26 protein-coding genes and 2 tRNA genes are annotated in these 26,292 nt (G+C 72.8%); 14 read left to right on the top strand and 14 right to left on the bottom strand.

The genetic code is table 11. The features are described from left to right. Nucleotides 1-32 precede the first annotated feature (32 nt). The 3 genes from K329_RS31025 to K329_RS0117455 are packed head-to-tail and all read right to left on the bottom strand — an operon-like array spanning nt 33 to nt 720. Nucleotides 33-242: a hypothetical protein gene (locus K329_RS31025; RefSeq protein ID WP_157571809.1), complete on the bottom strand. Its 210-nt coding sequence runs from the start codon at nt 240-242 to the stop codon at nt 33-35. Continuing rightward, nucleotides 239-484, bottom strand: coding sequence for a helix-turn-helix domain-containing protein (locus K329_RS27640; protein ID WP_043644121.1), 246 nt, complete (start codon nt 482-484; stop codon nt 239-241). The genes K329_RS31025 and K329_RS27640 overlap by 4 nt, the downstream gene beginning before the upstream one ends. After that, on the bottom strand, nt 481-720 hold the full coding sequence (locus K329_RS0117455) for a helix-turn-helix domain-containing protein (protein WP_157571808.1): 240 nt from the start codon (nt 718-720) through the stop codon (nt 481-483). Before K329_RS0117455 ends, K329_RS27640 begins: the two co-directional genes overlap by 4 nt. A gap of 103 nt (nt 721-823) precedes the next feature. Here K329_RS0117455 and K329_RS0117450 point away from each other — a divergent pair, with 103 nt between their 5' ends. From K329_RS0117450 to K329_RS0117440, 3 genes are read left to right on the top strand one after another with little or no spacing between them, the layout of a single operon-like run. Beyond that, the gene (locus K329_RS0117450) at nt 824-1,198 is read left to right on the top strand and encodes a helix-turn-helix domain-containing protein (protein ID WP_157571807.1); all 375 of its coding nucleotides are present in this window, start codon (nt 824-826) and stop codon (nt 1,196-1,198) included. Nucleotides 1,199-1,227: 29 nt separating this feature from the next. Continuing rightward, on the top strand, nt 1,228-1,674 hold the full coding sequence (locus tag K329_RS0117445; RefSeq protein ID WP_157571806.1) for a hypothetical protein: 447 nt from the start codon (nt 1,228-1,230) through the stop codon (nt 1,672-1,674). Then, on the top strand, nt 1,661-2,809 hold the full coding sequence (locus K329_RS0117440) for a tyrosine-type recombinase/integrase (RefSeq protein WP_028474055.1): 1,149 nt from the start codon (nt 1,661-1,663) through the stop codon (nt 2,807-2,809). Before K329_RS0117445 ends, K329_RS0117440 begins: the two co-directional genes overlap by 14 nt. Before the next feature lie 78 nt (nt 2,810-2,887). Here K329_RS0117440 and K329_RS0117435 read toward each other — a convergent pair. Then, nucleotides 2,888-2,963: transfer RNA gene (locus K329_RS0117435), tRNA-Lys, on the bottom strand. A 137-nt stretch (nt 2,964-3,100) separates the two neighbouring features. Between K329_RS0117435 and K329_RS0117430 the strand changes: the two genes are divergently transcribed. Continuing rightward, a complete protein-coding gene (locus K329_RS0117430) occupies nt 3,101-4,312 on the top strand; it encodes an MFS transporter (protein ID WP_028474054.1) in 1,212 nt (403 codons plus the stop codon). Between the two features lie 45 nt (nt 4,313-4,357). On the opposite strand, the gene K329_RS27635 is transcribed toward K329_RS0117430, so the two are convergent. Both K329_RS27635 and K329_RS0117420 read right to left on the bottom strand, forming a co-directional pair. Continuing rightward, nucleotides 4,358-5,947 (bottom strand): MFS transporter, encoded by a 1,590-nt coding sequence (locus K329_RS27635; protein ID WP_084541418.1) that lies wholly within the window; start codon nt 5,945-5,947, stop codon nt 4,358-4,360. After that, a complete protein-coding gene (locus K329_RS0117420) occupies nt 5,944-6,501 on the bottom strand; it encodes a TetR/AcrR family transcriptional regulator (RefSeq protein ID WP_028474053.1) in 558 nt (185 codons plus the stop codon). The genes K329_RS27635 and K329_RS0117420 overlap by 4 nt, the downstream gene beginning before the upstream one ends. A gap of 399 nt (nt 6,502-6,900) precedes the next feature. Here K329_RS0117420 and K329_RS0117415 point away from each other — a divergent pair, with 399 nt between their 5' ends. Both K329_RS0117415 and K329_RS0117410 read left to right on the top strand, forming a co-directional pair. After that, nucleotides 6,901-7,104 (top strand): cold-shock protein, encoded by a 204-nt coding sequence (locus K329_RS0117415; protein WP_028474052.1) that lies wholly within the window; start codon nt 6,901-6,903, stop codon nt 7,102-7,104. Nucleotides 7,105-7,272: 168 nt separating this feature from the next. Next, nucleotides 7,273-8,790 carry a DUF7059 domain-containing protein gene (locus K329_RS0117410; RefSeq protein ID WP_028474051.1) on the top strand — a complete coding sequence of 506 codons (1,518 nt, stop codon included), beginning with the start codon at nt 7,273-7,275 and terminating at the stop codon, nt 8,788-8,790. A 13-nt stretch (nt 8,791-8,803) separates the two neighbouring features. Here K329_RS0117410 and K329_RS0117405 read toward each other — a convergent pair whose 3' ends face one another. After that, nucleotides 8,804-9,691, bottom strand: a complete 888-nt coding sequence (locus tag K329_RS0117405) for a hypothetical protein (protein ID WP_028474050.1) — start codon at nt 9,689-9,691, stop codon at nt 8,804-8,806. Nucleotides 9,692-9,909: 218 nt separating this feature from the next. Between K329_RS0117405 and topA the strand changes: the two genes are divergently transcribed. Beyond that, on the top strand, nt 9,910-12,666 hold the full coding sequence (topA, locus tag K329_RS27630; RefSeq protein WP_043644116.1) for a type I DNA topoisomerase: 2,757 nt from the start codon (nt 9,910-9,912) through the stop codon (nt 12,664-12,666). A gap of 100 nt (nt 12,667-12,766) precedes the next feature. Here the strand turns inward: topA and K329_RS0117395 are convergent, their stop codons facing one another. The 5 genes from K329_RS0117395 to K329_RS0117375 all read right to left on the bottom strand — a co-directional run bounded on the left by K329_RS0117395 (nt 12,767) and on the right by K329_RS0117375 (nt 17,064). Then, nucleotides 12,767-13,795, bottom strand: a complete 1,029-nt coding sequence (locus K329_RS0117395) for an NAD-binding protein (protein ID WP_028474049.1) — start codon at nt 13,793-13,795, stop codon at nt 12,767-12,769. Continuing rightward, nucleotides 13,795-15,453 carry a polyamine aminopropyltransferase gene (locus K329_RS0117390; RefSeq protein ID WP_028474048.1) on the bottom strand — a complete coding sequence of 553 codons (1,659 nt, stop codon included), beginning with the start codon at nt 15,451-15,453 and terminating at the stop codon, nt 13,795-13,797. The genes K329_RS0117395 and K329_RS0117390 overlap by 1 nt, the downstream gene beginning before the upstream one ends. Nucleotides 15,454-15,464: 11 nt before the next feature. Next, nucleotides 15,465-15,887: a DUF350 domain-containing protein gene (locus tag K329_RS0117385; protein WP_028474047.1), complete on the bottom strand. Its 423-nt coding sequence runs from the start codon at nt 15,885-15,887 to the stop codon at nt 15,465-15,467. 100 nt (nt 15,888-15,987) lie between these two features. Continuing rightward, nucleotides 15,988-16,431, bottom strand: a complete 444-nt coding sequence (locus K329_RS29755; protein WP_052337059.1) for a DUF4247 domain-containing protein — start codon at nt 16,429-16,431, stop codon at nt 15,988-15,990. Between the two features lie 9 nt (nt 16,432-16,440). Continuing rightward, nucleotides 16,441-17,064 (bottom strand): DUF4178 domain-containing protein, encoded by a 624-nt coding sequence (locus tag K329_RS0117375; protein WP_028474046.1) that lies wholly within the window; start codon nt 17,062-17,064, stop codon nt 16,441-16,443. A 157-nt stretch (nt 17,065-17,221) separates the two neighbouring features. Between K329_RS0117375 and tmk the strand changes: the two genes are divergently transcribed. Genes tmk through K329_RS0117360 form a run of 3 tightly spaced genes read left to right on the top strand, consistent with a single transcriptional unit; the run spans nt 17,222 to nt 20,705 of the window. Then, nucleotides 17,222-17,917, top strand: coding sequence for a dTMP kinase (gene tmk / locus K329_RS0117370; protein WP_028474045.1), 696 nt, complete (start codon nt 17,222-17,224; stop codon nt 17,915-17,917). Then, a complete protein-coding gene (locus K329_RS27620; RefSeq protein ID WP_084541415.1) occupies nt 17,914-19,116 on the top strand; it encodes a DNA polymerase III subunit delta' in 1,203 nt (400 codons plus the stop codon). Before tmk ends, K329_RS27620 begins: the two co-directional genes overlap by 4 nt. Further along, nucleotides 19,113-20,705 carry an alpha/beta hydrolase gene (locus K329_RS0117360; RefSeq protein WP_028474044.1) on the top strand — a complete coding sequence of 531 codons (1,593 nt, stop codon included), beginning with the start codon at nt 19,113-19,115 and terminating at the stop codon, nt 20,703-20,705. Before K329_RS27620 ends, K329_RS0117360 begins: the two co-directional genes overlap by 4 nt. Before the next feature lie 31 nt (nt 20,706-20,736). Here K329_RS0117360 and K329_RS0117355 read toward each other — a convergent pair whose 3' ends face one another. Then, nucleotides 20,737-21,663, bottom strand: coding sequence for a LysR family transcriptional regulator (locus K329_RS0117355; protein ID WP_028474043.1), 927 nt, complete (start codon nt 21,661-21,663; stop codon nt 20,737-20,739). A 101-nt stretch (nt 21,664-21,764) separates the two neighbouring features. Between K329_RS0117355 and K329_RS0117350 the strand changes: the two genes are divergently transcribed. Together K329_RS0117350 and K329_RS0117345 are read left to right on the top strand one after the other, a co-directional pair. Next, complete coding sequence (locus K329_RS0117350; RefSeq protein WP_028474042.1) at nt 21,765-21,968, top strand: hypothetical protein; 204 nt, start codon at nt 21,765-21,767, stop codon at nt 21,966-21,968. Between the two features lie 83 nt (nt 21,969-22,051). Then, nucleotides 22,052-22,124 (top strand) — tRNA-Thr (locus tag K329_RS0117345). A 75-nt stretch (nt 22,125-22,199) separates the two neighbouring features. Here the strand turns inward: K329_RS0117345 and K329_RS0117340 are convergent. Then, nucleotides 22,200-23,051, bottom strand: coding sequence for a LuxR C-terminal-related transcriptional regulator (locus K329_RS0117340; RefSeq protein WP_028474041.1), 852 nt, complete (start codon nt 23,049-23,051; stop codon nt 22,200-22,202). 212 nt (nt 23,052-23,263) lie between these two features. Here K329_RS0117340 and K329_RS0117335 point away from each other — a divergent pair, with 212 nt between their 5' ends. Next, nucleotides 23,264-24,616 carry an MFS transporter gene (locus K329_RS0117335; RefSeq protein ID WP_028474040.1) on the top strand — a complete coding sequence of 451 codons (1,353 nt, stop codon included), beginning with the start codon at nt 23,264-23,266 and terminating at the stop codon, nt 24,614-24,616. A 130-nt stretch (nt 24,617-24,746) separates the two neighbouring features. After that, the gene (locus tag K329_RS0117330; RefSeq protein WP_028474039.1) at nt 24,747-26,285 is read left to right on the top strand and encodes an AMP-binding protein; all 1,539 of its coding nucleotides are present in this window, start codon (nt 24,747-24,749) and stop codon (nt 26,283-26,285) included. Nucleotides 26,286-26,292 lie beyond the last annotated feature (7 nt).

Here is a 26,292-nt window from a genome sequence, read left to right as displayed (position 1 = left end):
TGGGGCTGCCGTCGTGCTGGGGTGGTGCAGGTTCAGGGGAGGTGGGCGAGCAGGCGCATGACCTCGTGGATCGGCTTCGCGACGTCGAGGTAGGGGCGGCCAGCACCGCGGAGGTAGACGCGGGTGCCGGTCCGGTCCGCGACGATCACCCGCACCTCGGCCGGGTGGACGGCCTGCTCGTCGTCGAGAGCGACGAAGCCCGGCGGCACCGGCCGGCCCGCGGTTGCGGCAGCGGTGCTCATGACGCCGCCTTCGCGCCGTGTAGCTGGGTGACGCCCGTCGGTGCGGCCGCGCAGGGGCAGGGCTCGTTGCGGAGCCATGCCTCGAGGCAGTCCGCGTGGATGCGCCAGCTGGCGCCGGCGGCGCGCTGGTGGCCGTGGAGCTTCTCCTCGGCCAGGGCCTTGCGCACCGTGACGGGGTGGCGCTGGGCGACCTCGGCAGCCTGGGTGACCGAGAGCCAGAGCTGACGGTTCGTGGTGGTCACGCGGCATCACCGGCCCGGAGCATCCCGGGGGAGACGATCGCGGCCAGGTCGGCGTCGAGGGCGACCGCGATAGCCTCGAGGTGGTTGGTCCGCCAGGGCTTGCCGCTCTGCACGGCGCTCTCGATCGCGCGGCGCGGAACTCCACTGCGCGTCGCCAGGGACGTGAGGTTGAGGCCACGGTCGCGCATCAGGGTCACGACGGAGGTCGTGACCATCTGGGTGTAGTTCGTTGCCATGTGGCAACAGAAGCACACGAGTGGCATTTCAGACAACCGTTCGGGAACAGATTTATCCAAATGGCTACAGACTGTGACCGCTTTAGGCACTAGAGTGATGGCCATGAGCCCCATCGAGAAGGACCACCGGCGCGGACTGAACGGCGCGCTCGCGGCGGAGATCCGCAGCGAGCTCGGCGCGCAGGACAAGACGCAGACGTGGCTCTCCGACGAGTCCGGTATCGAGCGCCTCACGCTCCGCCGCTACCTCAAGGCCGAACGCGGCATGACGACCGCCGTGGTTGAGGCTGTCACCGAGGCCCTGGGGCTCGATCCGGGCGAGCTGATGGTCCGCGCCGTCGTACGTCGCGACCGCGAGCCGGCCACCTACGGCCCGACAGCCCGTCCGGCCCGTCCCGACTTCTCGTCGTTCGACGACGCGGACATGGCCGCCCGCAGCGAGGACACCGAGCCGAAGCGGCTCGGCGACGACGACTGATGTCGGCGGCCGTCGCTACCGTCCACCGCATGACGGGGGTCGGTTTCAGGGTCAATCCATGGCGCCACCTCAGGCGCCTGGTCCACGTCCGGCTGCTGTGGCACGACGACGGGCCGATGGGGCTCACCAACCACCGCGACCAGACCATCAGCCTGCGTCGCGGAATGTCGTGGGAGGAGCGGCGCTGCACCGTCCAGCACGAGGTGCTGCACATCGAGCGCGGCCCTCAACCGCTCGGGCTCCGCGCGAAGGACGAAGAGAAGGTCCGCCGCGAGACGGCGTTCCTGATGATCCCCGAGATCCGCGACGTGCTCGAGGCGCTGCTCTGGGCCTACACGGACGAGGAGGCCGCCGAGGAGCTCGGCGTCGACGTCTACGTGCTCCGCTACCGCCTGCGCCACATGAGCCCGATGGAGCGGGCGTGGCTCACGAACCGCTTCGCACAGGCTCGGGAGGACCACGATGGCGTGGAGTGAGCGGCTGGCCAGCGGCCGGTACCGAGGCCTCTACCGCGACAACGCCGGCAAGCAGCGCAGCGCCGACGGCACCTTCTCCCACGCCGCCCGGGCACGGGCCGCGGCCGCGAAGGAAGAGGAGAAGGTCCGCCGCCGGCTGATCTCGAACCCCGACGCGCACCGACAGACGTGGGGGGAGTGGTGCGACACCTGGTGGGAGGTACGCGACGTCGCGGCCTCCACGCGCAAGGTCGACGCCAGCCGCCTCGACCTCTACCTCAAGCCGAAGTGGCGCGACGTACCCGTGGGCGCGATCAACCGTCACGCGATCAAGCTGTGGGTCGCGGAGCTCCGGCGCTCCGGGCTCACGCCGGCGACCATCGAGCGGATCGTCGCGCTGATGTCCGCCTCGCTCACCGCGGCGATCGACGCCGAGATCATCGACGTCAACCCCACCGCCCGTATGCGGCTCTCCGTGCCCAGCCAGGGCGCCGAGCGGTTCCTCAGCCGGACGGAGTACTCCCTCGTCCTCGGCAACCTGCCGACCACCGACGACCAGCTCGTGGCCGACCTCCTGGTCTACACCGGCCTGCGGTGGGGCGAGCTCGCTGGCCTCCACGTCCACCGCACCGACCTCGACCGCGGCATGTTCAGCGTCATCGAGGCGTACGACGAGAAGAACGGGTTGATCAAGGCCTACCCCAAGGGCAAGCGCCGGCGGGAGGTGCCGCTCACCGACGACCTGGTGACGCGGCTCAGCGCGCTCGAGCACGACCGCGGCCCCTGCGGGGTGCCGCACGAGCACGGCCAGACGTGCCGTGGTCCGCTCCTGGTGACGAGCCCGCGCGGCGGTGTGCTCCGCAACTCGAACTGGTCGGACGTCTGGAAGAGCGCGGTCGTCGCGTCCGAGATCGGGCACACCCGGATCCACGACCTCCGGCACACGTACGCGTCGTGGCTGCTGCAGGCCGGCTACTCGCTCGCGAAGGTCGGGCAGCTGCTCGGGCACGTCTCCTCGGCCACCACCCAGCGCTACGCGCACCTCGAGAACACGAACCGCGACGACGTGCTCGGGGCGCTCGGAGCACCGGTCATCCCGGCCAAGCCGAAGAAGAGGCCCGAGGCGGCCGCGCTCGGCGTCGTCGGGGGGGCCTAGTCGAGGGTCCTGCCCCACGTTTGCCCCACGGGCGCCTCCGATAGGGGGCGCCCGTGGCCCGTATCGCCAGGTCAGTCCTGGTAGGCCCTGTGGGACTCGAACCCACAACCAGCGGATTAAAAGTCCGACGCTCTGCCAATTGAGCTAAGGGCCCGCGGGGCGCCGAGGGAGGCCGGGGGCCGGACCTCACGAGCGCCAGCCGCAGTATCGCAGCCCGGGGCCGGGCGCCGGGGCCGCGGTGCGCCGTACCTCGGTTCGGGTGGCCCGATGCGCGGGGCGTAGCGTGCTCGCGTGACGAGCGGACCCGGTACGACGCCCGCCCGCTCCCCCTTCCCGTGGCTCTTCGTCGCGGCCCTGATGCTCGCGGCGCTCAACCTGCGGGCGCCCTTCGTGGGCGTCTCGGCGGTGACCGACGAGATCCGCGCCGCCCTCGACATCTCCGGTGGCGAGGTCGGGCTGCTGACGAGCCTGCCGGTGCTCTGCTTCGGCCTGGCGGCGCCGGTCGCGCTGCTGGTGATCCGTCGCTTCGGCGCGGAGTCCGCGGTGCTGCTGTGCCTGGGCGGCGTCGTGGTCGGCAGCCTGGTGCGGTCGGGTGGCTCGTTCGCGGCGGCCGTGGCCGGCACCGTGGTCATCGGCCTCGGCATCACGATCGGCAACATCGTCGTGCCGGTGCTCATCCGTCGGGGCACACCGGCGGCGTACGCCGGCGCCGTCACCGGCATGTACACGGCCGTCATGAACGTCGGCTCGATGGCCGTGCTGCTCACGGCCGCCCCGCTCGCCGGCGCGACGAGCTGGCGCTTCGCCCTCGTCGTGCCGACCGTCGTCGCCCTCGTCGCGATCGTGGCCTGGCGCTTCTACGTGCTGCACGACCGCCGCCGGGCCGCGGAGGTCGAGGAGGCGCCGGTCGCGGCGCCGGTGGTCACCGGTCCGGTGTGGCGCAACCCCGTCGTGCTCCTGCTGGCCGTCGCCTTCGCGGGCCAGGCGACGTCGTACTACTCGCTCACGGCCTGGCTGCCCTCGGTGCTGGCCGACGAGGCCGGTGCGAGCGCCGGGGCGGCCGGCGGCCTGGCGTCGGTCTTCCAGGTGAGCGCCATCATCGGCGCGCTGGGCGTGCCGCTGCTCGCGCTGCGGGTGCCCGAGTGGCTCACGGTGGTGGCGGTCGGCGCGCTCTGGTTCAGCTTCCCGCTCCAGCTGCTCGTCGCGCCCGAGGCCTACCTGGTGGGCAGCGTGCTCGGCGGCATCGCCCAGGGCGGCGGCTTCGCGGCCATCTTCAGCATCGTGGTGCGGGTCTCCCGCACCGACCGCGAGGGCGCCGCCACCTCGACCCTCGTGCAGGGCTCGGGGTACGTCGTGGCCGCCCTCGGTCCGACGCTCCTCGGGGTGCTCCACGACTCCACCGACGCCTGGGCGGCGCCGCTGACCGTGGTGCTGGTGACGACGGCGACCTTCACCGTCGCGGGCACCGCGGCCGCGCTGCTCGCCCGTCGCCGTACGGGCTGAGGGCCCGGCCGAGGAGCTCCCGCCGTACCGCGACCGGCGCGGGCGTCAGTGCTCGACCTCGCTCAGGTCCAGGTCGCGCGGCGTGAGCCAGGCGACGAGCACCGAGGCCGAGAGCATCACGACCGCGCCGGCGAGGCCGAACCACGTGAGCGAGTCGGTGAACGAGGCCGCTGCGTCGGCCGCCATCGCCGCGCCGTTGCCGCCGAGCCCGCCGGCCACCTCGAGCGCGCCGCCCAGGGACTCGCGGGAGGTCTCCGCCGCGGCGTCGCTCACGCCGTACGACGTGAGATCGGCCGTCGGGAGGCCGTTGCGGTAGATCGCCGCCGCGAGGCTGCCCAGCACCGCGACGCCGAGGACGCCGCCCAGCTCGTAGCTGCTCTCCTCGATGGCTGCTGCGCTGCCGGCCTGGTCCACGGGCGCGCCGGCCATGATGACGGCCGAGGCCACGGCGAGGGACGCCATCCCGATGCCGACGAGGCTGAGGGCGAGCGCGACCGCCGGGTAGCCCAGCGGGCTCGGCGCCAGGAAGAGCACGAGGAACCCGGTGCCTCCGATCGCGAGCCCGCCGGCCAGCACGGTGCGGGCGCCGACGACGCGCGCCACCGACGGGGCGAGCGGCGAGCCGATGAGGCCGCCGACCGCGAGGGGGAGCAGGGCGAGGCCCGACTGCAGCGGCGACCAGCCCTGCACCAGCTGCAGCCACTGCGCGCCCAGCAGGAGCATCGCGATCATGGCGATGCTCGTGGCCAGCGCCGTGACGACGCCTGCCGTGAAGGCGCGGCCCTGGAACAGCCGCACCTCGAGCATCGGGTCGGGCGTGGTGAGGCAGCGACGGACGAAGAGCACGAGAGCCGCCACGGCCAGGACGGCGACGGCGACCCCGGTGAGGTCGACGCCGTGCTTGCCGACGTGCTTCACGGCGTACACGAGCGCCGCCATGCCGGTGAAGGAGAGGACGACGCCGGTCACGTCGACCCGCGGGGGCCGGGCCGAGCGGCTCTCGGGCAGCAGCCAGAGCGCCGCCGCGATCGCCACGACCATGACGGGCACGTTGACGAGGAACGCCGAGTGCCACGACCACTTCTCGAGCAGCAGGCCACCGACCACCGGGCCCAGCGCTCCACCGACGGCCGCCATCGCGCCCCAGACGCCGAGCGCGGTCGCGCGCTCCGTCGGGTCCGGGAAGAGCGAGCGGATCAGCGACAGCGTCGACGGCATGATCATCGCGCCACCGATGCCGAGCAGGGCGCGCACGCCGATGACGTGGGCGGGGGTCTCCGCGACGAGCACGGCGAGCGAGGCGAGGGCGAAGATCACGAAACCGGTGACGAGCATCCGGCGTCGGCCCCAGCGGTCACCGAGCGCGCTCACCGGCACGAGCAGCCCCGCGAGCACGAGCGCGTAGACGTCGACCATCCAGAGCAGCTCGACGGAGCTGGGGCGCAGCTCCGTCGACATCTCGGGCAGCGCGATGTTGAGGATCGTCATGTCCATGACGACCACGAGGAGGCTGGCCGAGAGCACGGCGAGGCCGGCCCAGCGGCGGGGGTGGCCCTTGTCGATCGGCGTGCCGGTGGGGGTGCCGGCGGGGGTTCCGGCGGGGGTGCCGGCGGGGGTCGTGGGCGGGGTGCTCATGCGGAGGCTCCGTCGAGGAAGGTGGTGCGGACCATGGCGTCGAGGTCGCGGCGGGCGACGTCGCCGTTGCGCAGGGCGTCGCGGGCGGCGACGGAGAGCCCGTAGAGGGTGTGGCCGAGCCAGCGGGCGGGGAGGTCGCGGCGGACGACGCCCTGCTCCTGGGCCGTGACCAGGAACGCGATGTCGAGCTCGAACAGGGTCTCCGTGCGGGACCGCAGGTCAGGGTCGACGTCGATGAAGCAGTCGGTGAGCGCGAACCCGAAGTCCTCGGCGTCGTCGACGTACGCCGAGATCAGCCGGTCGAGGGCGGCCCGGCAGAGCTCGGCGTCCTGCGCGGTGGTGGCCGCCACGATGCCGGCGGCGACCTGGGACTCCTCCCACCGGTCGAGCGACCGGTCGCACAGCTCGCGCACGAGGGCCTCGCGACTGTCGAAGTGGCGGTGCACGGTGGCGCGGCTGACGCCGGCGGCCTCGGCGATCGCGCCCATCGACGCCGTGGGGTCGACGTTGAGGTGGCGCAGAGCACGGTCGAGGACGTCGTCGCGCGTGACCATTGGGGTTCTCTCCTGAGCACGGGGGAGCGACATCTGTCACTGTCGCATGTGAGACAACACTGTCGCACATGAGGCAAACGGATGTCATTCTCGAGCGGGCCGCCGCATGGGAAGCGGCCCCCAGGGCCGTGTTGCGCAGTCGTCATCAGCCCGTTGCAGACTCTTCACCCCACATCGTGGAATTCACCCTGCCGGTGAATGTCCTGCGCGGGGCTCGGGTTGGTAGTGTCGTCGTCGCAACAGGTGCAAGTTCCAGCAGGTATCGCCCGCGGAGTTTGTGATCCAACGGCGCTTTTCTTCGTGGGCCTGCCACTCACGACAGTCGGAGCGACGTATCACCGCATCTGGTGTGGGTCGTCGAAGTGACGGCTCTCGCCCCGACAAGAGGAGAAGAGTCACATGACTCAGGGCACCGTGAAGTGGTTCAACGCCGAGAAGGGTTTCGGTTTCATCGCGCAGGAGAACGGTGGCGACGACGTCTTCGTCCACTACTCCGCGATCCAGACCCAGGGCTACAAGTCCCTCGACGAGAACCAGAAGGTCGAGTTCGACGTCACGCAGGGCCCCAAGGGCCCGCAGGCGGAGAACGTCCGCCCGGTCTGATCGACCGCGCGGCCTTCGGACGCACCTGTCCGAGACCATGAGGAGGCCCCTTCCGCTTCGGCGGAGGGGGCCTTTCTCGTTGCGTGTCTCGTTGCTGCTCCCCTCGCCGGGGACCACACGCGCGCACCCCGCGGGGCCCGGTCTCCCCGGATCGCTACGCTCGCGGGCGTGACCGCAACGAGTGAACTCCCGCACCGGCTCCGCGAGGCGCTGATCGCCGCCGACTTCACCGTGGACGCCGTGGCACGGTTGCTCGGCGCGACCGCGCACTCCGCCCTGGCCCGCAACCAGACGGCGCCCGGGCTCCGGCGCACGACGGACGGCTCGCCGCTCGCGACCCTCACCCGGCTCTTCCTCCTGCAGACCGCCGTGCCCCGCGCCGCGGCCGACCTCGCGCTGCCCGGTCTGGTCGACCGGCTCGCGGTCGACGGGTTGCTGGAGACGACGGTCGGGGAGGTGCGCGCCCGCCTGGACTGCCGCCCGTACGCCGCTCCCGACGCGTCGGGCGAGCACGACTTCTGGGTCGTGAGCGACCTCACCCCCGGTCTCGACGGCACGCCCAACCGGGTCACGAGCGACCACGTGCTCGGCATCAGCTCGGCCTCGACGTCGCTCGCCCAGCTCACCATCCGCGACGACGTCACGTCGGCGCTCGACCTCGGGACCGGCTGCGGTGTGCAGGCCCTGCACCTCGCGACCCACGCCGGCCGCGTCGTCGCCACCGACGTCAACCCCCGCGCGCTGCGGCTGGCCCGCCTCAACGCGGCGCTGAACGACCTGCCCTCGATCGAGGTGCGCGACGGCTCCTACTTCGACCCCGTGCGGGGCGAGCAGTTCGACCTCATCGCCACGAACCCGCCGTTCGTCATCTCTCCCGGCACCGGCGAGCGCCTCGTCTACCGCGACTCCGGGCTGCCCGGTGACCGCGTGGTCGAGGACATCGTGCGGGCCGCGCCTCGCCACCTCACCCCGGGCGGGTGGTGCCAGGTGCTGGCCAACTGGGTCATCAAGGAGGGGACGCCGTGGGACGAGCGGCTCGCCGGCTGGCTCGAGCCGCCCGCGGGCGAGCCCGGCCTCGCGTGCGACGCCTTCGTCGTGCAGCGCGAGGTCGTCGACCCGGCGGCGTACGTCGAGCTGTGGCTCGCCGACGAGGGAGCCCCCGGCACGCCGGAGTACCTGCGCCGCTACGACACCTGGCTCTCGTGGTTCGCCGACCAGGGCATCGAGGGCGTCGGGTTCGGCTGGATCAACCTGCGCCGGCGCCCCGAGGAGGCCCCGGGCACCCCGACCCTTCGTCTCGAGAAGTGGCCGTATGACGTGGAGCAGCCGATCGCCGCCGCGATCAGCGGCTGGGGCCACGCGATCGACGACCTCGCCGCGATCGACGACGAGTCGCTGCTCGACGTGCGGCTGCGGCGCCGGCCCGACGTGCGCCAGGAGACGGTGGGCGAGCCCGGTGCGGCCGACCCCGAGGCGATCGTGCTGCGTCAGCAGCGCGGGTTCCGCCGCGGCCACGCGGCCGACACGGTGACCGCCGCCCTCGTCGGCGCGAGCGACGGCGACCTCACGCTCGGCCAGATCGTCGACGCCCTCGGCGAGCTGCTCGACGAGGACCCCGTCGCCCTGCGCGAGACCTACCTGCCCGTCGCGCGTGACCTGGTGGCCGGCGGCTACCTGGAGGTCTGAGGAGCGGCGTCCGTCAGGCCGCGTCCTGGTCGACGGCGCCCGTGCGGGCGGCCTCCTCGAGGGCGCGGTCGCGCATCCGCACGACCATCCGGCGCGTGCGGTCGGTGAGCAGGTCGACGCAACCCGTCGTCAGGAGGTCGGGGGCGCCGTACCAGCTGCGGCCGCCGTAGCGACCCACCGACGCCGGCCACGGCGTTCCGAACGACCGCTGCAGCGGCGGGCCCAGGGTCGAGATCGACGGCGAGAGCCCGAGCAGGTCGCGCACGCCGCCCTGGGTGGCCGCGTGGGCACCGAAGAGGCCGTTGGCCTTGCCGACCAGCCAGCAGAGCCCGCCGGCGAGGTGCACGGCCGAGCGGGCCGCGGCGACGGACTGCGGGTCGTCGACCACGAGGCGGTCGAGGGCGCGGTGCAGCGCGGCCTCGGTGGGCGCGTCGAAGCACTCGTCGCTGACGGCCGACAGCAGGTCGCGCACCGCCTGCCAGCGGTCGCGCAGGTGGGCGGGCAGCAGGACGGGGGCCTCGGCGGGGGCGGGCGCGGAAGCGGTCGTGAGCGCGAGCAGGGCCTGGCGGCCCCCGACGACGTCGTCGAGCCACGCGAGCACGCTCTCGTGGCGGGGAGGGTCGACCGGTGCGGGTGCGGGCTCCGGCCGGCCGGCGCGGTCGAAGGCCCGGGCGACGGCGGCCCAGCGCGTGGACTCGACCGGCTCCGTCCAGACGTCGACCAGGCGGCCGTCGACGAGCACGAGGTGGGTCAGCTGCTCGCCCGGGAGCACGTCGCTCTGCTCGAAGGCCCGGCCGGCGACGTGGTCGTACCCCCGCGGGCCGACGGGGTCGGCGGCCCACCGCTCGTCGACGGGCTCGGGGAACATCGGGTCGGACGGGGGCCACAGCGGGTCGGTCATCGCGGAGTCTCCTCGGTGTCGCGGCGACGCCTTCGGTCGCCTGTTCGAAGTGCCCACGAGCCTCGCACCGCCCACCGACGGTGCGCGACCGCTCCTCCACAGGCGGGGCGGTGGTGGACGGCCGACACCGCGGCGTCGGGACTGCGCGCTACTGTGAGCCGCCGGTGAGCCGTGCGGAAACCCGCACGCCCCGGGGAGAGGCAGGTCGAAGAGGTTCCGTGGCACACAAGCTGGTGATCGTCGAGTCGCCTGCCAAGGCACGCACGATCGCGGGGTACCTGGGTTCCGGGTACGTCGTCGAGTCGTCGATCGGGCACATCCGTGACCTGCCGAACAACGCCGCCGACACCCCGGCCAAGATCAAGGACAAGCCGTGGGGACGGCTCGCCGTCGACGTGGAGAACGGCTTCGAGCCGTACTACGTCGTGCCGCGCGACAAGAAGTCCCACATCTCCAAGCTCAAGAGCCTCCTGAAGGACGCCGACGAGCTCTTCCTCGCCACCGATGAGGACCGCGAGGGCGAGGCCATCGCGTGGCACCTTCTCGACGAGCTGAAGCCGAAGGGCATCCCCGTCAAGCGGATGGTCTTCCACGAGATCACCAAGGCCGCGATCCTCGAGGCCGCCGACAACCCGCGCGAGCTGGCCATGGACCTCGTCGAGGCCCAGGAGACCCGCCGCATCCTCGACCGCCTCTACGGCTACGAGGTCTCGCCCGTGCTGTGGCGCAAGGTCATGAGCGGCCTGTCCGCCGGCCGCGTGCAGTCGGTGGCGACCCGCCTCGTCGTCGACCGCGAGTCGGAGCGCATGCGCTTCCGGGTCGCCTCGTACTGGGACCTCGAGGGCACCTTCGACGCCGGCAGCAAGCACGACCAGCGCATGTTCCCGGCCAAGGTGCACTCCGTCGACGGCGCCCGGGTGGCCCGCGGCTCCGACTTCGGCCCCGACGGGCTGCTGAAGAGCGCCTCGCAGGGCAAGGTCGTGCACCTCGACCGGCAGCGCGCCGAGGGTCTCGTGACCGCGCTGAGCGACGCGACGTACGACGTGCGCTCGGTGGAGTCGAAGCCCTACAAGCGCTCGCCGTACGCGCCGTTCCGCACCACGACGATGCAGCAGGAGGCCTCGCGCAAGCTGGGCATGAGCGCCTCGGTGACGATGTCGGTGGCGCAGCGGCTGTACGAGAACGGCTTCATCACCTACATGCGTACGGACTCGACCACGCTGTCCGCCGGCGCCGTGGGCGCGGCGCGCGACCAGGTGCGGGAGCTGTACGGCGCGGAGTACCTGCCCGACTCCCCGCGCACCTACGCGAGCAAGGTCAAGAACGCGCAGGAGGCCCACGAGGCCATCCGCCCGGCGGGCGAGTCGTTCCGCACCCCCGCCCAGACCGGCCTGCGCGGCGAGCAGTTCCGCCTCTACGAGCTGATCTGGATGCGCACCGTCGCCTCCCAGATGCGCGACGCGATCGGCCAGAGCGTCTCGATCCGCCTCGGTGGCACCGCCGCCACGGGCGAGGACGTCGTGTTCTCGGCCTCGGGTCGCGTCATCACGTTCCACGGGTTCCTGAAGGCGTACGTCGAGGGCACCGACCACGGTGCCGCGACCGACGACCAGGAGACCCGCCTGCCGGCGCTCGAGGAGGGCGACGCGGTGTCGGCCGCCTCGCTCGGCGCCAACGGCCACGAGACGAAGCCGCCGGCGCGCTACACCGAGGCGACGCTCATCAAGGAGCTGGAGGACCGGGAGATCGGCCGCCCGTCGACGTACGCGTCGATCATCGGCACGATCCTCAACCGCGGCTACGTCTACAAGAAGGGCACGGCCCTGGTGCCGGCCTGGCTCGCGTTCTCGGTGGTCCGGCTGCTGACCGACCACTTCCCGCGCCAGATCAGCTACGAGTTCACGGCCGAGATGGAGGACGTGCTCGACGAGATCGCCGCGGGCCGCAAGGACCGCAACACCGAGCTCGGCGAGTTCTACTTCGGCTCCGGCGACGTCGACGGGCTGAAGACCCTCGTCAACGAGCTCGGCGACATCGACGCCAAGGAGCTGGCGACCTTCCCGGTGCCGTACTCCGGCGGCCAGGAGGCCGAGAAGTCGGGCATCCACCTGCGCGTCGGCAAGTACGGCCCCTACCTCGAGGGTCCGGACGACGACGGCACCGCGTTCGCGAAGCGCGCCAACGTGCCCGACGACCTGCCGCCCGACGAGCTCACGGTCGAGAAGGCCATCGAGCTGCTGGCGAACCCGTCCGGCGAGGAGCGCGAGCTCGGTCGCCACCCCGAGACGGGTCTCGTCGTGGTCGCCAAGAACGGCCGCTTCGGTCCCTACGTCACCGAGCTGCTGCCCGAGGACGCCCCGAAGTCGGCGAAGCCGCGCACCGGGTCGCTGTTCAAGTCGATGGTGCTCGACCAGGTGACCATCGACGACGCCGTGAAGCTGCTCAGCCTCCCGCGCGTCGTCGGCACCGACGCCGAGGGCGTCGAGATCACCGCGCAGAACGGCCGCTACGGCCCCTACCTCAAGAAGGGCACCGACTCGCGGTCGCTCACGACGGAGGACCAGCTGCTCGAGATCACCCTCGACGAGGCGCTGGCGATCTACGCCCAGCCGAAGCAGCGGGGTCGCGCGGCTGCGGCGCCGCCGCTCAAGGAGCTGGGCAACGACCCGGTCTCCGGGCAGCCGGTCGTGGTGAAGGCGGGTCGCTTCGGTGAGTACGTGACCGACGGCGAGTACAACGCCACGCTGCGCAAGGACGACGAGATCGACTCGCTGACCCTGGAGCGCGCGGCCGAGCTGCTCGCCGAGCGCCGGGCCAAGGGCCCTGCGAAGAAGGCGGCCAAGAAGGGCGCTAAGAAGGCGCCGGCCAAGAAGACCGCCACCAAGAAGACGGCGGCGAAGAAGACGGCCGCCAAGAAGACCGCGACGAAGAAGACGGCGGCCACGAAGACCACGAAGGCCGCGGCGAAGAGCTAGGTCGCCGTCCGCAGCACGAGTGTCGCAAAACACCCGCCGGGCGGGCCTCCACAGGCCCGATCGGCGGGTGTTCTGCGATGTTCGTGCGAGCGCCGGGGGATCAGCCCCGGGCGGCGGCCGCGAGCTCGTCGGCGCCGAGGCGCTGCGGCCCGACGTAGAAGAGGCGGGCGCCGGCCGGCACCGGGGTGTCCCAGCCGGGGTTGACCACGACGGCGCCGTCGGTCTCGAGGGCGAGCAGCGTCGTACGCCGGTGCTCGCCCAGGGCGCGCTGCCAGGCGCCGTACGACAGCGAGACCTCGGTCGGCACGGTCGTCGACCAGGTGCCCTCGCCACCGGGGGTCATCAGCTGGTCGTAGACGTCGGCGATGCCCGGGTCGGCGAGCTCGTCGAACACGAGCCCCAGGGCGTGCCACTGCACGCAGTGGACCGTGGCGTCGATGCGCCGGATGGTGCGTCGGCGGGCGACGTCGCGCAGCGTGACGACCGTGTGGACGCCGGGCGCGGCCTCCTCGGCGGCGACGGTGAGCGTGAGCGCCTCGTTGTCGTCGCGGGCGTCGACCAGCACGGCGGAGGCGGCGCCGATGGACGCCCGGCGCAGCACGGCGAGGTCGGTGAGGTCGCCGCGCACGAAGTGCACGCCGTCGGTGTCGACCAGGGGGTGCTCGACGACCTGGTCCTCCCAGGCGCACACCACGATCGGCTGGTCGCCCTCGGCGCGCAGGTCGGCGACGAGCCGGTCGGTGCGTCCGGCCGTGTAGCCGACGAGCACGAGGTGGCCGGTCAGGTCGTGGCTCAGCAGGCCGTGCATGCGGCGTCCCTTCGCGGTGGCCAGGGTGGAGGCCAGGTGGGTGAAGAACGTGGTGAGGGTGACGACGCCGCCCATGACGACGTACGCCCCGACGATGCGGCCGCCGATCGTGGCGGGGAAGAAGTCGCCGTACCCGACCGTCGAGGCGGTGACGAGGAACCACCACCAGTAGGTGCCGGGGTCGGCGATGTCGGCGTCGCCCTCGGCGAGCGCCATGAGCGCCCAGCTGGTGGTGAAGACGAACGCGAGCACCAGCAGCGGGGTGCGCCAGCTGATGTTGCCGGTGAACCGGACCCAGAGCCGGGCGAGCAGGAACGGCATCAGTACCCCACCCACTCCTGCTGCGAGTAGCGCAGGATCGCCGGGTCGAGGAGCGTGGAGACGTCGCCGGCACGGTCCTGGCGGTCGGGCGGGAAGACGGTCGCCGCGGCGAGCATCTCGGGGCTCGCGTAGCGGAGGTCGTCGGGCGCCCCGGCGCCCAGGCCCGGGGTCGCGGCGGGGGTGCCCGCGGGCGTCGCGATCACGAAGCCCCAGTCGCCGAACGACGGCACGTCCGCGTGGTACGGCGTCGTGGAGAACCCCGCCTCGGCGAGCGTGCGCCGGACGCACCAGAAGGCGTCGGGAGCGAAGAACGGCGACCCGGACTGCACGACCATCCGGCCGTCGTCGGCGAGCAGGCCGGCGAGCGTGCGGTAGTGCTCGACCGAGTAGAGCTTGGCCAGGGCGGGGGAGTCGGGGTCCGGGTAGTCGACGACGATCGCGTCGTACGGCGCGTCGCCCTCCGGTCCGTCGCCCTCCGCCAGCTGGTCGGCCCGGTCGCGCGCCCAGCCGAACGCGTCGGCGGAGACGTAGGAGACGCGGGGGTCCTCCCACGCGCCCTCGTTGAGGCGGGTGATCGGCTCGTAGGTGCGGGCCAGGTCGACGACCGCCGGGTCGAGGTCGACGAGGGTGACCTCCTCGACGTCGTCGTAGGCGAGCACCTCGCGCAGGGCGAGGCCGTCGCCGCCCCCCAGCACCAGGACGCGGCCGCGGGGGCCGTCGAGGGCGGGGTGGACGAGCATCTCGTGGTAGCGGTACTCGTCGACGGAGGAGAACTGCAGGTCGCCGTCGAGGTAGAGCCGCACGTCGTCGTACTCGGCGCCCGCCACCCAGCCGCGGGTGACGACGATCGACTGGTAGTCCGACCGCTCGCTGTGGACGATCGGGTCGCGGTAGAGCGCCTGCTGGGCGGTCGCTTCGAAGGCCGAGGCGCGCCACGCCATGAGACCCAGGGCGAGGGCGACGACGACGCAGGCGGCGACCGCGGCGAGGAGCGGGCCACGGGTGCGGGCGCGGCGCCCCAGGGCGACGGCCACGACCGCGGCCGCCACGACGTTCACCGCCGCGACGACGAGGCTGCCCTCGAGCAGGCCGAAGAGCGGCAGCAGCAGGAACGGGAAGGCCAGTCCGCCGACGAGCGCCCCGACGTAGTCGACGGCGTTGATGTCGGCGACGGCGCGGGCGGCGTCCTGGCGCCGCAGGTGCTGCAGCAGGGCCATCAGCAGGGGGATCTCGGCCCCGACCAGCAGGCCGATCGCGAACGTCACGACGAGCATCGCAGGCGTGTAGATCGAGAGCCACGAGAACGCGCCGTAGAGCACGGGCACCGCGAACCCGCCCACCACCGCGAGGGCGAGCTCGACGGTCACGAAGGCCCGCAGGGGGCGGCCGAGCAGGGGCTTGGCGGCCACCGCGCCGACGCCCATCGCGAACATCGTCACCGCGAGGACGAGCGACGTCTGCGTGATCGTGTTGCCGAGCAGGTAGCTGCCGAGCGTGACGAGCGACAGCTCGTAGACGAGGCCGCAGGCCGCGCACACGAACACCGCCGCCAGCACCACGATGCGCAGCACCCGTGCACCGGGACGGGCCGGCCCGTCGCCGGAAGGCGAGGTGGCTGCGGTGCCGCGGCCCCCGTCGTACGACGCCGGCGCGGTCACCGGGGTGGTGCTCAGGTGATCGACGCGGCGACGACGAGGCCGACCGCGATCTGCATGGCCACGGCGACCCACACGGCCGGGTCGTCGGTGTCGTCGACGATCAGCTCGGCGAGGCTGCCGGGCGTGACGAGGTCGAGGATCACGAACGACAGGCCGAGGAGCGCGACGCCGATGAGCCCGAAGACGGAGCCCTCGAGCAGCGTGTCCCACGTGTCGCCCTCGGCGGTGTAGAAGGCCGTCGCGATGATGAAGCCGAGCGAGACCTGGCTGGCCGCGAGGAGCAGCGAGGCGTCGCGCCGGTGCTCGGTGAAGACCTGGCGGCCGAGGTGGCCCGGCGTGAGCAGGTCGACCATGAAGAAGCCGACGACGAGGAGCAGGATCCCGACGCCGGCGAACGCCAGCGTGGCGAGGGATTCGTCGAGGAGAACGGGCATGTCGTGCCTTTCGTGTTCTTCGGGCGGTGCCGAGAGAGGGCCGAGAGAGGGCCGAGAGAGGGCCGAGGGAGAGCCGGGAGCCGAGGAGGGGGAGTGGGGACTACTTGCCGGAGCCGGAGCCGCCGCCCCGGTAGTCGCTGCCGCCGCTGCGGCCGCCGTAGTAACCGCCCCAGTAGCCGACGTACGTGCTGTTGCGGCTGTAGCCGCGGTCGAACTCGTCGAGCTGGATGCGCGAGCCGTCACCGTCCTCGCTCACCGTGACCATCCAGTCGTCGGAGTAGCGCAGGAAGGCCTGGCCGTTGCTCTCGCGCCGGTCGGACGGGTCGGTGCCGGACGCGATCGCGGCGGCGGTGGTGGTCACGTCGTCGTCGGAGCGCCAGGTGACGGTCTCGTCGTCGGGGTCGGACCCGCTGACGTGGGTGTAGTTGTCGTCGATCCAGTCCTTGGGTCCGTTGCCGAAGGCGCCGAACGCGACCGGGATCGCGACGATGCCGACGAGGAGCAGGACCCCGACGATGATCAGGCCCTTGGCGCGTGAGCTCACGGGCGCTCCTCAGCGGGTCGTGGGCTCGTCGGAGCCCGGGTAGACGATGAGCTCCCAGGGCTGGAGGGGCTCGCCGAGCGAGGCCTCCCAGCGGCTGCCGAAGTTCTCGAAGCCGAGCAGGTGCTTGCCGTCGGCGCTCGCGTAGTCGGCGTACCGCACCGTGCCCTGGGGCGCCGTGCCGGTGGAGCCGGACGAGGTGAACGAGGCCGAGCCCTCCTCCTGGCGGCGGTAGGCGATGCCGCCGACGATCACGTCGCGGTCGCCGGGGGCGCCCTGCTCGATGTCGCCGTCGGGCAGGCTGCGCCACAGCGCGACCTCGAAGCCCTCGTCGTCCTCGACCGAGAGCCACCGCCGGGTGGTGTCGTCGTCGAGGAAGTGCTCGGTCCAGGTGTAGCCCGACTCGTCGAAGTCGATGCGGCCCCGCACGAAGAGCTTGACGCCCTCGTACTCCACGAGGTCGCCGTTGCGGATGCGGCGCAGCGGCTCGACCGACGCGAGGTCGGCCTCGGCGACGACGTCGACCGGGCGGCCGGTCTGGCTGCCCGTGGCCGGTGCCTTCCTGCGCGTCATGAACCACACGACGCCGGCAGCCACTGCTGCGACGACGATCACCAGGACGATGACCCAACCCACGATGTGCTCCTTCGTTCGAGGACAACCCGGCGTACCCCGCACGTGGGGAGTTGAACCCAATCACACCCGAGCATCTGGCGGGTGGACGTCGGCCGCCCGACCCGGGCGGGGGAGGCTCCGGTGGCGGGTGTCGGTGGCACCTCGTAGGTTCGTCCGCGTGAACGCACCCGGCCAGCTCGCGACGACCGGCGTCTTCGTGTGCTTCGAGGGCGGCGAGGGCGGCGGCAAGTCCACGCAGTCGCGGCTCCTGGGAGACCGACTGCGGGCGGCGGGGTACGACGTCGTCTCCACCTTCGAGCCGGGTGACACACCCGTGGGGCGCGAGCTGCGCCGCATCGTGCTCGACCCCTCGACGGGCGCCCTCGCGTCCCGCACCGAGGCCCTCATCTACGCCGCCGACAAGGCCGAGCACGTCGAGTCGGTCGTGCTCCCCGCGCTGCGGCGGGGTGCGGTGGTCATCACCGACCGGTACGTCGACTCGACCCTCGCCTACCAGGGCGCCGGCCGCGCGCTCGACGACGGCCCCGCCGGGCTGGCCGGGCTCGAGCAGGCGGCGCGCTGGGCGACGGGCGACCTGCGTCCCCACCTGACCGTGGTGCTCGACGTGCCGCCGAGCGTCGGGCTGGGCCGCTTCGAGGGCCGCGACCGCATCGAGGCCGAGGGCCTCGAGTTCCACGAGCGGGTCCGGGAGGCCTTCCTCCGGATGGCGGGGGCCGACCCCGCCCGCTACCGCGTCCTCGACGCCCGCGGCGAGGTGGGGTCGATCGCCGCTGCCGTCTGGGCCGGTGTCGAGCCGCTGCTCGACCGGGCCGTCCGTCGCCCGGCCGCCGACGACGGCGGTGCGCCGCAGTGAGCGTGTGGCACGGCCTCGTGGGCCAGCGCCCGGTGGTGACGTCGCTGTCGGGCGCCGCCTCGACCGGCCACGGCATGACCCACGCGTGGCTGTTCACCGGCCCTCCGGGATCGGGCCGCTCCAACGCGGCGATCGCCTTCGCCGCCGCGCTCCAGTGCGAGCGGGGCGGCTGCGGCGAGTGCCACGAGTGCCGCACGGTGCTCGCCGGCTCCCACGCCGACGTCGGCGTCATCCGTACCCAGCGGCTGTCGATCGGTGTCGACCAGGTGCGTGACCTGGTCCGGCGCTCCGCCCTCGCCCCCGCCGGTCGCCGCTGGCAGATCCTGGTCGTCGAGGACGCGGACCGCCTCACCGACCAGGCGTTCAACGCGCTCCTCAAGGCCATCGAGGAGCCCACCGACCGCACCGTGTGGATGCTCTGCGCGCCCACGGTGGAGGACGTGCTGCCCACGATCCGGTCGCGCTGCCGGCTCGTGACCCTCACGACGCCGTCGGCGGCCGACGTCGCCGACTTCCTCGTGCGCACCCTGGGGGTGCCCGACGACCTCGCGACGTACGCGGCCCGCGCCAGCCAGGGACACATCGGTCGCGCCCGGGCCCTGGCCTCCGACGACGCGACGCGGGCCCGCCGGCGCGAGGTCGTCTCGATCCCCACGCGGCTGCGCACGCTGGGTGCGGCGATGTCGGCGGCCGCGCAGCTCAACGAGACCAGCAAGGCGGAGGCCGAGTCGATCACCACCGAGCTCGACGCGGTCGAGCGCGCCGACCTCGACGCGGCGTACGGCGTCGTGGAGCGGGGCCGCAAGCCGCGGGAGTACGCCCCCGCCCGGGCGGCGCTCGAGCGGGAGCAGAAGACGCGGGCGAAGCGCCGCCACCTCGACGTCGTCGACCGCGCGCTCATGGACCTCGTGTCGGTCTACCGCGACGCCGTGGCGACCGCGGTCGGCGCGCCCGGCGGCCTCGTGAACGAGGAGCTGCGGGAGCAGGTGACGACCCTCGCCGAGGACGGTGGTCCGGAGGGCAACCTGCGCCGGATCGACGCGATCTTCGCGGCGCGCGAGCAGATGCTGGAGTTCAACGTTCCTGTCATGCTGGCGCTCGAGTCGATGATGGTGAGCCTGCTGCCCCCGGTCGACCCGGCGGGCGGCTCGGGTGGTGCGGGGGCCGCGTCGGCCCTCCGACGGAGGGGGAACGCGTGAAGCGCGGTGGAGTGGTGGCGCTGGTCCTGGCGCTGGTGGTCGTGCTCGTCGGGGGTGTCACCGCGATCGTGCTGACGCGCGGCGACGACGGGGAGCGCGTGACGGGTGGCACCGAGCAGGCGGACGGCGACCGCGACGGCGACGAGCCGGCCGGCGGCGGCGACGCGCAGGAGGCGCCGAGCCCCGAGCTCGAGCCGTTCTACTCCCAGGAGCTCGACTGGACGGCCTGCGAGGAGGAGGGCGACGACTACGACTGCGCGCGCCTCGAGGTGCCGCTCGACTACACCGACCCCGAGGGCGACACCCTCGAGCTCAAGGTCCTGCGGTCGCCGGCCGAGGACGACGAGGCACGCATCGGGTCGCTGGTCGTGAACCCCGGTGGCCCCGGCTCGGCGGGCTCGGAGCTCGCCACCCGCGGCAGCGCCCTCTACGGCCAGCAGCTGCTCGACAGCTTCGACATCGTCGGCTTCGACCCGCGCGGCACGGGGGAGAGCTCGCCCATCGACTGCCTCTCCGACGCCGAGCTCGACGACTACCTCTCCGTCTCGGTCGATCCGAACAGCCCCGCCGCGGCCACCTCGGCCGTCGAGTGGCAGCAGCGCTTCGGTGCCGGCTGCGAGGCGCTGTCGGGCGACCTCGTCAACCACGTCTCCACCGTCGAGTCGGCCCGCGACATGGACGTGCTGCGCGCCGTCCTCGGCGACAGCCAGCTCCACTACCTGGGCTTCTCCTACGGCACCTCGCTCGGCGCGACGTACGCCGAGTACTTCCCCGAGCGCTCCGAGCGCCTCGTGCTCGACGGCGCCGTCGACCCCTCCCTCGACCGCATCGAGGGCTCGCTCAGCCAGACCGCCGGCTTCGAGCTGGCGTTCCGCAACTACGTCGAGGACTGCGTCTCCGGCCCGTCCTGCGTGCTCGGGGCGACGGTCGACGAGGGCGTCGCGAACGTCGAGGCCTTCCTCGACGGGCTGCTGGCGCAGCCGATGGTCGTCGAGGGCGACGACCGCCTGCTGACCCAGCAGCTGGCCACGACGGGCGTCCAGGCCGCGCTCTACGGCGAGGAGAACTGGCCCTACCTGACCGACGGCCTCGAGATGGCGTTCGACGGAGACGGCAGCCTCCTGCTGCTGCTGGCCGACTTCTACGCCGACCGCAACGCCGACGGCACCTACGGGTCGAACATCATGGAGGCGTTCTACGCCATCTCGTGCCTCGACGACCCGAGCGCGCTCACGCCCGAGGAGGCCGCGGCCTACGCGCCCGAGTTCGAGCAGGCCGCCCCGACGTTCGGCGACGGCGGCGAGCTCGGTCTCGGCTGGTGCAGCGGCTACACGGGCCGTCAGAGCGAGGAGCCGCGGGAGATCCGCGCCGCCGGCGCCGCGCCCATCCTCGTCATCGGCACGACGGGAGACCCGGCCACGCCGTACGAGGAGGCCGTCGCGCTCGCGGGGCAGCTCGAGTCCGGGGTCCTGCTGACCCGGGAGGGCGAGGGGCACACCGCGTACGGCGCGGGCAACGACTGCATCGACGAGACCGTCGAGGCGTTCCTCGTCGACGGCGACGTGCCGGAGGACGGCACCACCTGCTGATCGCGCGGTGCCACCGTCCGGTGGGCCGAGGTCAGCGCGGCGTGTAGGGCTCCGCGATCTGCTGGATCCGGGCGGTCGCCAGCTCGATCATGAGCCGCGCCGCCGGTGACAGCGTCGCGTCGGCCCGGTGGACGACGGCGATGACGTCGTACTGGCGCGGGCGCAGCGAGACCCAGCCCGCGTTCGGCGCGAGGCGGCTGAGCAGCTGCTCGGCCGCACCCAGGGGGATCACGGAGTCGGCGAGGCCCATGCCGACGAGCTCGACCGCGGTCTCGACGTCCTCGACCTCGATGCGGGTCTGCGGGTTGCGGCCCGTCCCGTGCAGCATCTGGCGCAGCAGGATGCGGGTGGAGTCGTCGGCCCGCCAGGTGGTCTCGGGCATCACCAGGTTGGCCAGGGACAGCCGGTGGGCCGTGACGGGTGTGGTCAGGTGGGCGGGGTCGGCGCTGATGTAGACCAGCTCGTCCTTCGCGACCGGCGTGACGGTCATGCCCTCGCTCACGGCACCCGGCACCGCGATCATGGCGGCCTCGAGCCGACCGCGGCGCAGGTCCTCGTGCACGTCCGAGGAGTTCTGGCCGATCAGCTCCACCCGGACGCCGGGGTAGCGCGCGAGCACGTCGGCCACGAGACCGGCGCCGGCGTAGAGCCGGGCGGTGCCGAACATGCCGAAGCGGATGGTGCCGGTCTCGAAGGACTTCGCGGCCGCCATCGCGCGACGCGCGTCCTCGGCGGCGGCGAGGGTCTTCTCGGCGTGGGGACGCAGCTCCTCCGCCATCGTGGTCGGCACCACGCCGCGCCCGACGCGCCGGAACAGCTGGACGCCGAGCGACTTCTCGAGGCCGCGGATCTGCTCGGACACGCTGGGCTGGGCGTAGCCCAGCTCGGCCGCTGCGGCGGTCAGGGAGCCGTGCTCGTACGTCGCGAGGAAGCACGTGAGCTGGTGAAGGGAGAGCACAAGGCAGATCCTATGCCTTCCGATGGAAAGTGAGGCTACCCCTTGAATCTTGACGTCGACATACTAGGAGTGTCCCCGATCCATCCCTGAGGAGGTCACCCGTGTTCGTCCACCACTGCACCGCGTGCAACACCCGTCAGCTCACGTTCGAGAGCCAGTTCACCAGCGCCACCCCGGTCGACGGTGGCTTCGTCGCCACGTTCACCTGCTGGTGCGGCGACACCGGCCAGACCTGGGTCAGCCCGGGCGCCGACGCGGCCGACGCCGAGGCCGTCCTCGGCTCGCGCACGCTCGTCGCTGCCTGATTCGCATCACCGGCGAGGGCTCCCCTATACTCTCCCGGGTTGCCCGGCGGGAGTCGTCACGTACGACGAAGGCCGGGCAGCGCGCCGCCTTAGCTCAGTCGGTAGAGCGAGTCACTCGTAATGACTAGGTCGTCAGTTCGATTCTGACAGGCGGCTCCGACGCACAGCCCCCGATCCGCAGAGATGTGGACCGGGGGCTGTTCTCGTTCTCGGGCGGGCGTCCGGGGTGCGTCAGTCGAGGTAGCCGGCCCGGCGCGCCGTGCGGCACGCGCGCACCCGGTTGTCGGCGCCCAGCTTGGCCATCGCGCTCTTCATGTAGGACTTCACCGTGCTCTCGACGAGGCCGAGCGCGTCGGCGATCTCGGCGTTCGAGCAACCCGTCTCGGCCGAGCGGAGCACGGCCGTCTCCCGGCGGGTGAGCGGCGAGGCGGGCGGGCTGTCCGTGGAGGCGCGGGGGTCCGCGAGGCCGGCGAGGATGCGGCGGAGCTCCTGCTGGGTGGCGGCGTCCGTCGTACGCGCCATGACCGACGCGATGTCGGCGACGAGATCGGCCCCGGCGGACCGGCCGGCGGTGGGCTCCCGCTCGGCGAGCGCCGCAGCGCGGGCCGCCTGCACCCGGCGGGCGACCTCGAGCTCGATGCGCAGGTCCTGCGCCATGGTGAGCAGCGCCGGGCCGAGGCGGTCGTAGAGGCGCCCGTCGAACCCGACCTCGTGCCGCTCCGCGAGGTAGAGCATGGCCAGCGGGGCCTGGCCGGGGAGCGCGACCGGGAGGCTCACGATCGACCGGAGCCGTTCCGGCGCCACCGCGTAGTCGTAGCGGCGGGTGATCCCGCGCGCGTCCCGGTAGTTGGCGACCGTGGCGGGTCGCGAGAGGGCGAGCGCCTTGCCGCCGAGCCCCTCGCCCGAGCGGACGGCGAGGTTGCTCAGCGAGTTCGTCCAGGTGCCGCGCAGCGCGCTGATGACGAACTGCCGGCGATCGGGGTGCACCAGGCCGGTGAACGCGACCGTGAGGCCCGTCCTGCGCTGCGCGTCCTCCAAGCCGCGGTCCAGCACCGCGGCGACGCCGCCACCGTCCTCGTCCATCACCACTCCTGATCTCGCGTCCCTCGGGGTCGCGGTGCGCGTCGGCCCGAGGGGTCCGGGCCCCACTCTCGTGGTGGGTGACGCCGATCACCACCCTCCAAGGAGGGTGCGGCACGGCACCCCCTTCCGAGGGTGGCAGGTCTGTGACCTGCCGCACAACACTCCGCGGCGGCAGACGACGTACGTCTGCCCCGACCACGGAGGCGACCCCCATGACGACCCAGTCCCTGAAGCCCGGTGACGGCCCGGGCCCCGGCCCCGCCGACAGCCCGACCCCGATGCGGCGCGTCGCCGTCGCCAGCTGCGTCGGCACGACCATCGAGTACTACGACTTCTTCATCTACGGCACCGCGGCGGCCCTCGTCTTCCCGACCGTGTTCTTCCCCGCCCTCGGCTCCACCGCCGGCACCGTCGCGTCGTTCGCCACCTTCGCCGTCGCCTTCGTCGCCCGGCCCCTGGGCGCGGTCGTGTTCGGCCACTACGGGGACCGGATCGGCCGGAAGGGCACCCTCGTCACGACGCTGCTGATGATGGGCCTCGCCACCGTCGCGATCGGCCTGCTGCCCTCGGCCGCCACCATCGGCGTCGCCGCCCCGATCGCGCTCGTCGTCCTGCGCTTCCTGCAGGGGCTCGCCGTCGGCGGGGAGTGGGCCGGCGCGAACCTCCTGGCCGCCGAGTACGCGCCGCCGGGCCGACGCGGCTTCTACGCCGTCTTCCCGCAGCTCGGGCCGGCGTTCGCGTTCGCCCTCTCGAGCGCGACCTTCCTCGTCAGCGACCTGGTGCTGGGCACCACGGACGAGGCGTTCCTGACCTACGGCTGGCGGATCCCGTTCATCGCCAGCGCGCTGATGGTGGCCGTCGGCCTCTACATCCGGCTCAGCATCGAGGAGACGCCCGTCTTCCGGGCCGAGCAGGACGCCAGCGACGTCACCGCCCGACGGTCGTTGCCGTTCGTCGACGTCGTGCGCACGCAGCCCCGCGAGATCCTGCTCTCTGCGGGCCTGATGAGCGTGCTCTTCGGCTTCTTCTACATGGGCACGGCCTACCTGACGGCGTACGGGACCAACCCGGAGGGACCCGCGCTGGAGCGCCAGTTCGTGCTGTCGGTCGGCATCGTCGCCGCCCTCTGCCTCGGTCTCGCGACCCTCGCCGGCGGCGTGTGGTCGGACCGGATCGGCCGACGACCGGTCATCCTCACCTCGGGTGCGGCCGCCCTCGTCTGGGCGCTCGTGCTCTTCCCGCTGGTCGACACCGGCTCGTCGCTCGCCTTCGCCGTCGGCCTCGTGGTCACCCTGTCGATCTTCGGGCTCGCGTTCGGCCCCGTGGGCGCCTACCTGCCCGAGCTCTTCGAGACGCGCTTCCGCTACACGGGCGCCGGTGCGGGCTACAACCTCGGCGGCGTGCTCGGCGGCGCGGTGCCCCCGCTGCTCGCTCCCGGCCTGGCCGCCGACCACGGCAGCATCGCCATCGGGGCCATGCTCGCGGTCCTCGCCCTCGTCAGCATCGGCTCGACCCTCGCCTTGAGCGGGCGGTCCCGCATGGACGTCGCCGCCGGCGTGCGCTGACGCCCGACCGGCCCGGCGGCGCCCCCTCCTCAGAGGGTGGCGCCGCCGGGACCCGCGGCCCACGATGTGATGCCGACCACCTCTCCCGACCCGACCTCGACCCCGCCCCCGACGCAAGGACGTGACCCCCGTGAACGACGCCGTGACCCGCACCCTCGACGGCTGGCTGGCCGAGTACGGCGACCCCGGCGCGACCGCCGCCCTCCTGCTCTGCGACCGCCACGACCCGGCGGCCGTCGCCTTCACGCTGGTCGACGCCGACTACACGTCGCGCGCGCTGACGTACGGCGAGCTGCGCGACCTCTCGTCGCGGGTCGCCACCGGCCTCGCGGAGCGGGGCGTCGGCGAGGGCGACCGCGTCGGGGTGCTGATGGGCAAGCGGCTCGAGTACGTCGTCACGCTGCTCGCGCTGTGGCGGCTCGGCGCCACCCTGGTGCCGCTGTTCACCGCCTTCGCGACCGGGGCCATCGAGCTGCGGGTCGCGGGCAGCGGCGCGAGGCTCGTGGTCACCGAGCCGTCCCAGCGCGCCAAGGTCGACCCGATCGAGGGGCTCGACGTGCTCGAGACGGGGCCGGAGTGGGACGCCCTCCTTGCCTCCGAGCCGCTCGCCGCGCCGGTCGCCGCCGGGGGTGACGGCCTGCTGGCGATGCTGTTCACGAGCGGTACGACGGGCAAGCCGAAGGGGGTGCCCATCCCCGTCCGCGCGCTGGCGGCCTTCGCGTCGTACACGCACTTCGGGCTCGACGTGCAGGCCGACGACGTCTTCTGGAACGCGGCCGACCCGGGGTGGGCCTACGGGCTCTACTACGGGATCCTCGGGCCGCTGGCCCTGGGCCGCGCCAACATCCTGCTCGACGCCGGATTCACGCCGGACTCGACGCGCGAGGTGCTCACCCGGTGCGGCGTGACCAGCTTCGCGGGCGCGCCCACGATGTACCGCGCCATGTCGAAGGACCCCGCGTTCACCGGGTTCTCGCTGCGTCGCGCGTCGTCCGCCGGCGAGCCGCTCACCCCCGACGTGCTGGCCTGGGGCGAGCAGGCGCTGGGGGTGGAGGTGCGCGACCACTACGGCCAGACCGAGCACGGCATGTGCATCGTCAACTGCTGGCACGACGACGTGCGTGAGCCCGTGCGGCCCGGGTCGATGGGCGTGGCCCTGCCCGGCTTCGCCGCCGGCCTCGTCGACGGCCAGATCGCGCTCGACGTGCCCGCGTCGCAGGCGATGTTCTTCACGGGGTACGTCGACGCCCCCGCGAAGACGGCCGAGCGGTTCACGCCGGACGGCCGCTGGTACCTCACCGGCGACACGGGACGCGTCGACGAGGACGGCCACTTCTTCTTCTCGGCCCGCGACGACGACGTGATCCTGGCCTCCGGCTACCGCATCGGACCCTTCGACGTGGAGAGCGTGCTCATCACCCACGCCTCCGTCGTCGACGTCGCGGTGGTGGGCAAGCCGGACGAGATCCGCGGCGAGGCGGTCACGGCGTACGTCGTGCTCGCCGACGGGGTGGCCGGCGACGAGGCCCTCGCGGTCGAGCTGCAGCAGCTCGTGCGCAACCGGTACTCGGCGCACGCCTACCCCCGCGTCGTGCACTTCGTCGACGCGCTGCCCAAGACGCCGAGCGGCAAGGTGCAGCGGTTCCTGCTGCGCAAGCGGGAGGACTGACGCGGGG

It is taken from the genome of Nocardioides alkalitolerans DSM 16699, from assembly GCF_000426525.1.
GTDB lineage: Bacteria > Actinomycetota > Actinomycetes > Propionibacteriales > Nocardioidaceae > Nocardioides > Nocardioides alkalitolerans.
This window is presented reverse-complemented; position numbering and strand designations above follow the sequence as displayed.